At 74.8% G+C, this 11,180-nt stretch carries 10 protein-coding genes; 3 read left to right on the plus strand and 7 right to left on the minus strand.

What is annotated here, in order from left to right; genetic code table 11:
- From AB0M46_RS49655 to AB0M46_RS49685, 7 genes are all read right to left on the minus strand, one after another.
- A partial coding sequence (locus tag AB0M46_RS49655) for a BTAD domain-containing putative transcriptional regulator (protein WP_363348449.1) occupies positions 1–1,116 on the minus strand: 1,116 nt, incomplete at its 3' end.
- Positions 1,117–1,268: 152 nt separating this feature from the next.
- On the minus strand, positions 1,269–1,937 hold the full coding sequence (locus AB0M46_RS49660; RefSeq protein ID WP_363348451.1) for a GntR family transcriptional regulator: 669 nt from the start codon (positions 1,935–1,937) through the stop codon (positions 1,269–1,271).
- Between the two features lie 67 nt (positions 1,938–2,004).
- Complete coding sequence (locus tag AB0M46_RS49665) at positions 2,005–2,808, minus strand: cytochrome c biogenesis protein CcdA (protein ID WP_363348453.1); 804 nt, start codon at positions 2,806–2,808, stop codon at positions 2,005–2,007.
- A 2-nt stretch (positions 2,809–2,810) separates the two neighbouring features.
- A complete protein-coding gene (locus AB0M46_RS49670) occupies positions 2,811–3,542 on the minus strand; it encodes a thioredoxin domain-containing protein (protein ID WP_363348455.1) in 732 nt (243 codons plus the stop codon).
- Between the two features lie 36 nt (positions 3,543–3,578).
- Positions 3,579–5,366 (minus strand): long-chain fatty acid--CoA ligase, encoded by a 1,788-nt coding sequence (locus tag AB0M46_RS49675; RefSeq protein WP_363348457.1) that lies wholly within the window; start codon positions 5,364–5,366, stop codon positions 3,579–3,581.
- Positions 5,367–5,485: 119 nt separating this feature from the next.
- Positions 5,486–5,950, minus strand: coding sequence for an FMN-binding protein (locus AB0M46_RS49680; protein WP_363348459.1), 465 nt, complete (start codon positions 5,948–5,950; stop codon positions 5,486–5,488).
- Positions 5,951–5,960: 10 nt separating this feature from the next.
- Positions 5,961–7,244, minus strand: coding sequence for a ferredoxin reductase family protein (locus AB0M46_RS49685; protein ID WP_363348461.1), 1,284 nt, complete (start codon positions 7,242–7,244; stop codon positions 5,961–5,963).
- A gap of 290 nt (positions 7,245–7,534) precedes the next feature.
- Here AB0M46_RS49685 and AB0M46_RS49690 point away from each other — a divergent pair, with 290 nt between their 5' ends.
- The 3 genes from AB0M46_RS49690 to AB0M46_RS49700 form a co-directional block, all read left to right on the plus strand.
- Positions 7,535–8,209 carry a response regulator transcription factor gene (locus AB0M46_RS49690; protein ID WP_363348464.1) on the plus strand — a complete coding sequence of 225 codons (675 nt, stop codon included), beginning with the start codon at positions 7,535–7,537 and terminating at the stop codon, positions 8,207–8,209.
- Positions 8,206–9,417, plus strand: a complete 1,212-nt coding sequence (locus AB0M46_RS49695) for a HAMP domain-containing sensor histidine kinase (RefSeq protein WP_363348466.1) — start codon at positions 8,206–8,208, stop codon at positions 9,415–9,417. Before AB0M46_RS49690 ends, AB0M46_RS49695 begins: the two co-directional genes overlap by 4 nt.
- 116 nt (positions 9,418–9,533) lie before the next feature.
- Positions 9,534–11,180 (plus strand): heavy metal translocating P-type ATPase (locus AB0M46_RS49700; RefSeq protein WP_363348468.1); only part of this gene is annotated, 1,647 nt, incomplete at its 3' end.

The following is an 11,180-nucleotide window of genomic DNA, read 5'->3' on the forward strand; positions in this document are numbered from 1 at the left end:
GGTGGCGAGCACGGCCAGGCCCGGGCATTCGGCCAGCAGGGTCCGCGCCAGCCCGGCCGCGGCGTCGAGCACCTGCTCGCAGTTGTCGAGCACGAGGAGCAGTTCCCGCCCGGCGAGGGCGCCGGTGAGCAGTCGCAGCGGGTCGGCGGCGGCCGGGGCGAGCCCGCCGTCGCGCAGGCCGAGCGCGGCGGCGACGGCGTGCGGCACGAGGGCGCCGTCCTCGACCCGGGACAGGTCGGCCAGCGCCGCCTCCCGCCCGTCGCGGGCCGCGGCCTCCAGCGCGAGCCGGGTCTTGCCGGCCCCGCCCGGCCCGGCGAGCGTGACGAGCCGGTCGTCGCGCGCGCCGGCCAGCCGGGCCAGCTCCGGCTCCCGCCCGACGAGCCGGGTCACGGCAGCGGGCAGCGCCCGGCGGGCCGGCGGCGCCGGTTCGGCCCGGAGGATCCCCAGGTGTACCGCGGACAGCCCGGCCGACGGGTCCGCCCCCAGCTCGGTGGCGAGCAGCCGCCGCGCGTCGTCGAACTCGGCGAGCGCCTCGGCGGTCCGCCCGGCCGCGTGCAAGGCCCGCATGAGCTGCCCGCGCAGCCGCTCCCGGAACGGGTGCTCGGCGACCAGCCGGCGCAGCGGCCCGACCGGCGTGCCCTCGGGCAGCGCCAGCTCGGCCTCGACGAGGTCCTCGACGGCCGCGAGCCGGGCCTCCTCCAGCCGTACCACCTGCGCCGCCGCGTCGGGCAGGTCCGCCAGGGCGGGTCCGCGCCAGAGGTCGAGCGCCTCCCGGAGTACACCCGCGGCGGTCGTGAAGTCGCCGGCCGCGAGCAGCTGCCGGCCGTCGCGGGCGAGGCGCTCGAAGCGGTGGGCGTCGACGTCGCGCGGGTCGGCGGCGATGCGGTAGCCGCCCCCGGCGAACTCGACCGGCGCCCCCGGCAGCGCCCGCCGCAGTCGCGACACCTGCGCCTGCAGCGCGTTGGCGCTGTCCCCGCCGAGCCGCTCCAGCGGCACGACCTGCCCGGCCTCCAGCAGCAGCCGGGTCAGTAGCGCACGCGGTTTCGGCCCGCCGACGGCGACGGGCTCCCCGCCGTCGCCGCGGACCTCGAGCGGCCCCAGGATGCCGAAACGCACCCCGCCATTCTTCACAGCGCCGGCCGGGAAGCGCATCGCGGCCCTCGGCCGAGATCAGCACGCTCGCGCGGCGCGGCGGGGTGCACCGAGCCCATCATGCGCTGGGGAATGCCCGGGCGCGGGCTCGATCGAACAGGACCGTGATCGCGGGGCTACCTCGTGGTCTGCGGCCCACGCTCGGAGCCCGTCGAGGCCGGCGGGACGTAGTTGTCGGCCAGATGCTGCCGCAGCGCCGCCGTGAACCCGGCCGCATCACCGGCACGCAGGCGCTCGACGAGGTCCTCGTGCTCGGCGATGATGTCGTCGCAGCGGGCGAGGAGCCAGTCGCCCTTACTGAACAGCAGGAACCGCTGCCGGTCGGCGAGCCGGTCGTTGAGCTCGAGCAGGATGTCGTTGCCCGCGGCTTCCACGAAGGCGCGGTGGAAGCGGATCGTCAGCTCGATGAAACGCCGGACATCGCGGGCCTGGAAGGCCTCGCGTTGCGCCGCGATCGACTCCCGCATCCGCCCGGCGAGCTCGTCGCGGATCCCGGCACCGGCCCGGGTCGCCCCGGCCGATTCCAGCATCAGGCGGGCATCCTCCAGGTCGGCCACCGCCCGCTCGCTGAGCCCCCGCACAAGCGCGCCACGCTTGGGGTAGATGACGATCCACCCCTCGTCCTGCAGCCGGCTGAGCGCGGAACGCACCGGCGTGCGGCTGACCCCGATCTCCGTGGCCAGGGCCTCCTCGCCGAGCATGGTGCCCGCCAGGTGGACGCCGTTGAGGATGCCGTCACGGATCGCCTGGTAGGCCCGTTGCGCCGCACTTGCGCTGCCGTCCAACGACGTTCTCCTCCACGGTGACGCGACCGACGCGTCACACAAGTATCCCCGGCCCGCCGTCGCGCGGTCAGCGGCGGGCCGCTCGCACGCGGATGAGGAGCCAGGCCACGGCGGCGCCGCCGACCGCGACCGCGGCCACGAGGAGGTCCGGCACGCCGTCGGTGGCCCGCCGTACCCGGTCCTCGAGCGCTGCCTGGTCGGCGGCGGCGAGGACACCGCCCAGCGACGTGGTGCCGTCGGTGACCAGCAGCAGGACGCCGATCGCGACGGTCAGTGCGCCGCCGACGACTCCGGTCCAGGTGTTGCGCCATCGCCCGAGGCGGATCCCCCGTGGGCGGACCAGCCTGCGCACGAACGGCAGCCGCCCCCACAGCAGGGCCAGGACCAGCAGTGGAAGGGTCATGCCCGCGGCGAAGACGAGCAGCACGATGCCGCCGTAGAGCGCGTTGCCACCGACGGCGGCGACGGTGAGCACCGCGCCGAGCAGCGGGCCGGCGCAGACCCCGGCGAGGCCGTAGATCGTGCCGAGGGCGTAGACGGATGCCGCCGAGGTGCTCTGCGTCCCGGAGCGGGTCAGGCCCGGGACCGGGATGTTGGCCAGCATGACGAGCCCGAGCAGGATCACGACGACTGCCGCGACCGTGACGAACGTGTACCGGTGCTGGCTGACGAAGGACCCCACCGTCCCGGCGAGCACGCCCAGCGGCACGAGGGTCGTGATCAGCCCGAGGTAGAACAGTGCGGTGCGGCTGATCAGCAGGCTCGGGCTGGTGAAGGCGTAGGAGAAGAATGCCGGCAGCAGCATCGCCGAACAGGGGCTGAGCAGGGTCAGCACGCCCCCGAGCAAGGCACTGAGCAGGCCGAGGTCCACGGTCAGCCCGCCTTGGCGATCGCGGCGTCCAGGTACTGGCGGAACACCGAGGTCGGCTGCGCACCGGACAGCGCGCTGTCACCGGCGACGAAGAACGGGACGCTGGTGACGCCCAGCCGCGCGGCCTCGCTGTTGCTGGCCTGCGCCGCGGCGCGCAGGCCGCTGTCGTCCAGGTCGGCGGTGAACCGCTCGATGTCGGGCACGCCGGCCTTCTCGGCGAACGCGATCAGGCGCTCGCGCGGCAGGTCGGGGTGCCCCTTGTCGGGGGCGTCCTGGTACACCGCGCCGAGGAACTCGAAGAACCGGCCCTGCTCGGCCGCGGCTCGCGCGGCGACGGCACCGTCCTCGGAGTGCTGCCCGAAGTACGCCACGTCGTGCACCTCGATGCGGACCTTTCCGGTGTCCACGTACTCGCGCCGCAGCACGGGCAAGGTCTCGCGGTTGAAGACCGCGCAGTACGGGCAGCGCATGTCGGTCCATTGCACCAGGACCACGGGCGCGTCCACGTCACCGATCGCCATCGGGTCGCTGTGCTGGCGGCGGACGAAGGCGAGCTCGCCGGTTCTGGCGCCGCCCGCGCTCGCGGAGGCCGCCGGGGCCGTCGGGGCGGCGACCGGGCCCTGCTGGTTGGTGAGCTGAGCGGTCAGGACCACGCCGAGGAAGGCCACGACCGCGCCGGCCGCGACCGCGATGCGCCGGTTGCGGCGCCGGACCGACTGGTTCGAACGTTTCACCGCCGTAGGATACATGATGTATACAAGGAGCAGGCGTCAGGCGTACATGGCGGCGATCTCCTCGGCGTGCTCCTCGGTCACGACCTGGCGTCTGACCTTCTGCGTCGCGGTCAGCTCGCCGGTGGACTCGCTGAAGTCCCGGGGCAGGATGCGGAAGGCGCGGATCGACTCCGCCTTGGAGACGGTCTCGTTGGCGTCGTCGACGGCCTGTTGTACCGCGGAGCACAGCCGCGTGTCGGCACGCAGATCGGCGACGCTGGCGCCGGCCGGCTCCCCGTTGCGGGCCTTCCACGTCGCGAACGCGTGCTCGTCGATCGTGACGAGGGCGGAGATGAACGGCCGCCGGTCGCCGACGACCACGCACTGGCTCACCAGCGGATGCGCGCGCAGCCGGTCCTCCAGCCCGTCCGGTGCCACGTTCTTGCCGCCGGCGGTGACGATCAGGTCCTTCCTGCGGCCGGTGATGCGCAGGAACCCGTCGTCGTCGAGGTCGCCGAGGTCCCCCGTGCGAAACCAGCCGTCCTGATCCAGGCACTGCGCCGTCGCCGGCTCGTCGTTCCAGTAGCCGGCGAAGACCTGCGGGCCGTTGACGAGAATCTCGCCGTCGTCGGCGATGCGGACGGTCGTGCCCGGCACCGGACGGCCGGTGGTACCGATACGGACGCCGTCGTCGAGGTTGAACGTCACGACCGGTGAGGTCTCGGTGAGGCCGTATCCCTCACGCACGTCGATGCCGGCCCCCCGGTAGAAATGCGCCAGCCGTTCGCCGAGCGGTGCGCCGCCACAGATCGCGTGCCGGCAGCGGCCGCCGAGTGCGGCGCGGATCCTGCGGTAGACCAGCGTGCCGAACAGCGCGTGCTGCAGCCGCAGCAGGAGGCCGGGGCCCTCGCGGTCGACCGACCGGCTGTAGGCGACCGCGACGCGTTCGGCGCGCCGGAAGATGCCGCCCCTGGCCCGCTGCTGCGCGGTGGCGTAGATCTTCTCGTACATCCGGGGCACCGACAGGACGAACGTCGGCCGGAATGCCTTCAGGTCGGCGGCGAGGTTCGCGCCGCCGGGGGAGTAGCCCATCCGGACGCGCGCCTGCACGCAGCCGATCTGCACGATCCGGGCGAACGCGTGGGCCAGCGGCAGGAACAGCAGGGTGGACGCGTCCTGCCCGAACAGCGACCGCAGTCCGGGCAGCATGTTGCGGATGCCGGAGGACAGGTTGCGGTGGGTCAGCACGCAGCCCTTGGGCCGTCCGGTCGTGCCGCTGGTGTAGACGATGGTGGCGGTGTCGTCGGCGTCGATGTCGTGCCGGCGCCGCTCGACGTCCTCGACGGCCACGGTCGCGCCCTCGGCCACCAGGTCGTCGATGACGCTGTGCCGGCCTTCGATCTGCCAGGGGCCGATCCCGCCGGGCAGCGGGTGACGGGACTTTGCCAGGGCCGCGCGGTGCACGTCGGTCTCGACGAAGCATGCGACCGCCCCGGAGTCCGACAGGATCCAGGCCACCTGCTCGGGGCTGGAGGTCTCGTAGATCGGCACGGTGACGGCGCCGGCCGCCCAGATCGCGTAGTCGATGAGCGTCCACTCGTACCGGGTGCCGCTCATCAGCCCCACCCGGTCACCGGGCTGGATGCCGGCGGCGATCAGCCCCCGGGCCAGGGCGGTCACGCTGTCGCGGAACTGCGCGCAGGTGACCTCCTGCCACTCGCCGCCGCCGACGCGGCGGAGGAACTGGACCGCATCCGGTGCGGCGGTCGCGTTCTGCCACACCGGGTCGGTGAGCGTCGTCTCGTCGCCGACGACGGCGACGGGCGCCACGGACAGCTCCTTCATCCCGCGTGGTACCCACCCGACTCGTCCAGGCATTCCTCGTACGGCATGCGCGCCGCATACCCGGGCAGGCCGGTGCTAACCGTCGCCGCGAGATCGCGCGTTCGTGCGGGCGGGCCCGCTCAGGAGGCGAAGTGCGCGGCGTCGAGCGCGGCCTGCAGGGAGCGGCGGTAGCCGTCGCTGGTGACGGTGGCGCCGGACACCGAGTCGATCTTGGCGCTCTGCGCCTGCAGGACCTCATCGTGCAGCGCCGGCACCGCGTACCCGTTGATCTCCCGGTCGTGGCTGTTGGCGCTGGGCACCTGCAGCGCGACCACATCGGTGATGCGGCCGCCGGAGATCGTCACCCGCACCTGCACCGGCCCCCAGCGGGTCTGCGCGACGGTGCCGTTGACGATCGTGGCGCGGGACGGGGCGGGTGAGCCCGCCGACGGCCCGGGGACGGAGGCGTCGGGTACCACGCCCGGCGCCGCACCGACGACGCCGGGAGGGTTCGGTGCCGTCGCGCCCATCGTGCTGGTGCGGTAGCTCAACAGCAGTACGACCGCCGCCACCGTGGACATCAGCCACAGCGTGATCCGCCTCATTCGCGCTCTCCTACCAGCTGAATCGCTCGGTGTGCAGGCGCTGCGGGGGGACACCGGCGCGCAGGACCGCCGCCGAGGCGGCGGACATCCAGGCGTCCGGCCCGCAGACGTAGACGTGATGGTCGCGGATGCCGGGCACCCACCGGGCAAGCTGGTCGCCCCGGAATCCCGCCGGGACCCAGGAGCCGTCCCGGGAGCGCGGCCCGACCAGGTAGCCGACCCGGAGCCGCCCGGTGGCGACCGCCGCGTCCAGTTCGGCCCCGAACAGCAGGTCGTCCGCGGTACGCGCGCGGTAGAGCAGCGTCACCGGCACCCGGACCTCGTCGAGCAGCGCCCGCAGCGGGGTGATCCCGACCCCGCTGGCGAGCATGGTGATCGGGCGGCCGTCGGCGGGCGGCGCGGTCAGCCGGCCGTACGGGCCCTCGATGAGCACCCGTGTGCCGGGCCGGATCGTCGCCACCCGCCGGCTGCCCTCGCCGAGGTCCTTCACGGTCACCCGCAGCAGGTCCGGCCGGGGCCCCGCCGACAGCGAGTACGGGTTGGCCCGCGACCAGCCTGGCCCGTCGAGGAAGCGCCACAGGAAGAACTGCCCGGCGCGGGCCGGCAGCCGGTCCAGGTGCCGGCCGCGCAGGTACACGGAGAACACCCCGGGGCCTTCGGGCACCACGGCGGCGACGACCGGCCGGTGCCGCAGCGTGCGCCAGGCCGGCAGGCCGAGCCGGAACAGCGCGAGGCAGCCCGCCGCGGCGAGGTAGATGGTCCACCAGTACGCGCGGGCCGCCGGCGAGGAGACGAGGTCGGTGCCGGTCCACAGCTCGTGCGGGATGGCCAGGGCCACGCCGAGGTACGCGTACAGGTGCAGCAGGTGCCACGACTCGTACCGCAGCCGGCGGCGGGCCGCGCGGACCGACGTCACCACGACGAGGGCGAGCGCGACCGACGCCGCGGCCGCCAGCAGCATCCCCGGGTACGTGGTGACCAGCCGCCACAGCTCGCCCAGCGGGCCCGCGTCCTCGCTCGCCGCGTAGCCGGCGGTGCTCAGGACGATGTGCGCCAGCATCAGGTTGCACGAGGTGAACCCGGTCCAGCGGTGCCACGCGGCGAGGCGGTCCTGGCCGAAGGCGCGCTCGACCCACGGCACGCGGGCCATGAGCAGCACCTGCACCAGCAGCAGATCGGCGGCGACCAGGCCGGTGAGCCGGCCCAGCGAGGTCAGCCCGGACGCCACGCCGGTGAGGTCCTGCACGCCCCGGTTGTGCACCCAGAGCGCCACGACCACGAGCATGCTGAGCATCGCCGTGGCGCCTACGAGATCGGCCAGCCACGCGCGCGGTCCGGGACCGCGCCCTCGCCGTCGTCCCGGTCGCCCTCGGCCACCGGTCGTGGGCGGCAGCCACCACCGTGCGGGGTCGCGCCGCGCGCTGCCCACGGCCCGGCTCGTCGTGCCGTAGCTCGGGTGCGTGGCCGCGCTGCCGTTGACGGTGTCTGGCACGAAACGATGCCTCCTCGTGTGACGATCTCGCCGCCACTGTGCCCCGCCGTTCTTCGAGGATTCTTAGGCCGGCCCGTGCCAAGCTTGAGCGCGTGCCCAACGCCCCCGCGCCGCCCCGGCTCCTGCTGATCGAAGACGACCGGCGCCTGGCCGGTGTGCTGCAGGAGCTGCTGGCCGACGAGGGCTACCTGGTGGAGTGGGCCCGCGACGGGCAGGAGGGGCTGCATTTCGGGCTGTCCCGCCCGTACGCCGTCATCGTCGTCGACCGGCGGTTGCCGGCGATCGAGGGACTGGACGTGCTGCGCCGGCTGCGCGGGCGCGGCGTCACCACGGCGGCGCTCGTGCTCACGGCCCGGGGCACGGTCGCTGACCGGGTCGAGGGTCTCGACGCCGGGGCCGAGGACTACCTGACCAAACCGTTCGACGCCGACGAACTGCTGGCCCGGCTGCGGGCACTGCGCCGCCGCCACCTCGATCGCGCGGGCCTGCTGTCGATCGGGGGCCGGTGGCTCGACGTGACGACCCGGCAGGTGCGCGACGAGTCGGGTGACGTGGTGGCGCTGTCGGACCGCGAGTGCGCGCTCCTGCAGACGCTCGCCGCTCGGCCGCACCGGGTGTTCACCCGCGACGACCTGCGCACCATCGTCTTCGACGCCGCCGAGAACCCCGGCGTCGTCGACACCTACGTGCACTACCTGCGCCGCAAGCTGGGCCGCCCGGTGATCAGGACGGTCCGCGGGCTCGGCTACCAGATCGGCACCGCATGACGAGCAACCCCGAGTCCCGCCTGCTGCGCCGGGCCACCGCCGTGATCGCCGTGCAGGTGGCCGCCGCCGTCGCCGCGACCGCCGTCCTGGTCAGCGTGCTGGCGTTCTGGCTGACCATCCGCGCCGAGCACCTGGCCGAGGAGCGCACCGTCCGCGTGCAGACACTCGCCGCCGGCGCGGATCTGACCGGCACCGAAGGTGTGGTGCTGGTGCGCCGTGCACCCGACGGCGTCGTCACGGCGAGCGGCGGCACCCCGCCCGCCGTCCTGCGCACGGACGTCACCCGGCTGCGGCCCGGCCGCGGCAACGCGACGATCGGCGGCCGGCACTTCGAGGCGTACGCGGCGGACCGCGCCGACGGCAGCCGGACGGTCGGCCTGCTCGACGTGACCGCCCGCGAGGAGTCGGGCGAGCGCCTGGTCGGGTCGATGCTGATCGCCGGCCTGATCGGGATCGTCGCGGCCGCGTCGATCGGCGCCGTCCTCGGCCGGCAGGCGGTGCGCCCGCTGGCGCGCGCCCTCTCGCTGCAGCGCCGCTTCGTGGCCGACGCCAGCCACGAGCTGCGCACCCCCTTGGCCGTGCTGCACACCCGCGCCGAGCTGCTGCAGCGGCGCCTCAACCGCAACGCCGACGCCGAACGGATCCGCGCCGACGTGGCCGAGCTGGTGGCCGACACCCACGTGCTCGGCGAGGTGGTCGAGGACCTGCTGCTGTCCGCGGAACTGTCGCACCGCCCGGCCGGCGGCGTGACGTTCGACGCCGCCGACCTGGCGCGGGAGCTCGCCGCGTCGGTGGAGCCGTACGCCAGCGCGCAACACGTCACGCTGCGCACCGACATCGCTGCCGGGCCCATGGAGGTGACCGGGGTGCGCTCCTCGCTGCGCCGGGCCCTCGCGGCGCTGGTCGACAACGCCCTCGCCCACGTCAGCGCGGGAGGCACCGTCACGGTCGCCGTCGACCGGGCGGACGGACGCGTCCGCCTGACGGTGATCGACGACGGCGTGGGGCTCGACCCGGCCCAGGCCGCGCACCTGCTGGCCCGCTTCGCGCGCGGCGAACACCACGCCGACCGGCCGGGCCGCCGCTTCGGGCTCGGGCTGGCGCTGGTCCAGGAGGTCCTCGACGCGCACGGCGGGCAGCTGCGCATCGACGGCAGCCCCGGGAAGGGCGCGCGCGTCACGATGATCCTGCCGGCAGCGACGGTGTAGGGGTCCGCACGGCCAGGTCGGGACCTTCGGCCTTGGAGCGGTGGCCCCGGCGTTGGGATCATGACAGGAGACCGGTCCGCCGTACCGATCGGCTCCCTGAGCAACGGAGGGCTGCGATGTCCCGTCGGTCCGAGCCACCCGCCGCGTCGCAGCCGTGGCGCTCCTGGCTGTGGGCCGCCCGGGAGCCCATCCTGTTCGTGGTGGCGACGCTGCTGCTCATCGGCGGCGTGGTGGCCGCCGCCGCGGGGGCGGGCAGCCGGGCGTCCGCGCTGTGGACCGCCGCGACGCTGATCGGCCTGGCCTACTCGACGATCACCATCGCCGTCGCGCTGCTGCGCCGCCGGCCCTCGGTGGATGTCATCGCATGGCTGGCGCTGGCGGGCGCCCTGCTGGTCGGCCAACCGCTGGCGGGCGCGGTGATCGCGGTCATGCTGTTCACGGGCGGCGTGCTGGAGGCGCGCGCGTCGGCCCGGGCCCGCCGGGAGCTCGGCCGCCTGGCCGCCGGCGCGCCGCGCATCGCCCGCCGCGAGGGACCGGACGGCGTGGACGAGATCCCGGTCGACCGGGTCGCGGCCGGCGACCGGCTCCTGGTCGGCGCGGGCGAGCTCGTCCCGGTCGACGGCCGGCTGCTCGACGACGGCGTGTTCGACGAGTCGGCGCTTTCCGGCGAGCCGCTGCCGGTCGAGCGCCGGGCCGGCGACGACATCCGCAGCGGGGTGGTCAACGCTGGCTCCGCGGCGCGGATGCTGGCCACCGAGACCGCGGAAGCGTCGACCTACGCGGGTGTGGTGCGACTGGTGGAGCGGGCCCAGGCGAGCAGCGCCCCCTTCGTCCGCCTCGCCGACCGGTTCGCGCTGGTCTTCGTACCGCTGACGCTCCTGGTGGCCGGGCTCGCCTGGGCGATCTCGGGTGAGGCGGTGCGGGCCGTGGCCGTGCTGGTCGTGGCGACTCCGTGCCCGCTGCTGCTGGCCGCCCCGATCGCGATCATGTCCGGGGTGTCCCGGGCGGCTCGGTACGGCGTGATCCTCAAGGGCGGCGCGGCGCTCGAGCGGCTGGCCGCCGGACGGGTCCTGCTGTTCGACAAGACCGGCACCCTGACCCGCGGCCGGCCCGTCCTCTCCGCGGTGATCACCGGCCACGACCTGCCGGCCGACGACGTCCTGCGGCTGGCCGCCTCGCTCGACCAGTCGTCGGCACACGTGCTCGCCGCGCCCATCGTGACCGCCGCCCGCGACCGCCGGCTGAGCCTGGCGGCGGCGTCGAACGTCCGGGAACGGCATGGTTTCGGCATCGAAGGCACGGTCGAGGGCCGCCCGGTACGCCTCGGCAAGGCGGCCTGGGTCGTCGACGGCCCCGCGCCGGAGTGGGTGCGCCGGGCGCGGCGCCGGGCCGCGCTGGACGGGTCGCTGACCGTGTTCGTGGCGGTGGACGGCCGGCCCGCCGGGGTCCTGCTGCTCACCGATCCGCTCCGGCCCGACGCGCCGCGCATGATGCGGACGCTGCGCAACGCCGGCATCGAGCGCACCGTCCTGGTCACCGGAGACCGGGCGGACATCGCGGAGACCGTCGGACGGGTCGCCGGCGTCGACGCCGTCTACGCCGACCGCGACCCCGCCGACAAACTGGCCATCGTCAGCGCCGAACAGGCTGCCGCGCCGACCGTCATGGTCGGCGACGGGGTGAACGACGCCCCGGCGCTCGCCGCCGCCGGCGTCGGCGTGGCCCTGGCGGCCCGCGGTGTCACGGCCGCCGCCGAGGCGGCC

Source organism: Dactylosporangium sp. NPDC051485 (assembly GCF_040682015.1).
GTDB lineage: Bacteria > Actinomycetota > Actinomycetes > Mycobacteriales > Micromonosporaceae > Dactylosporangium.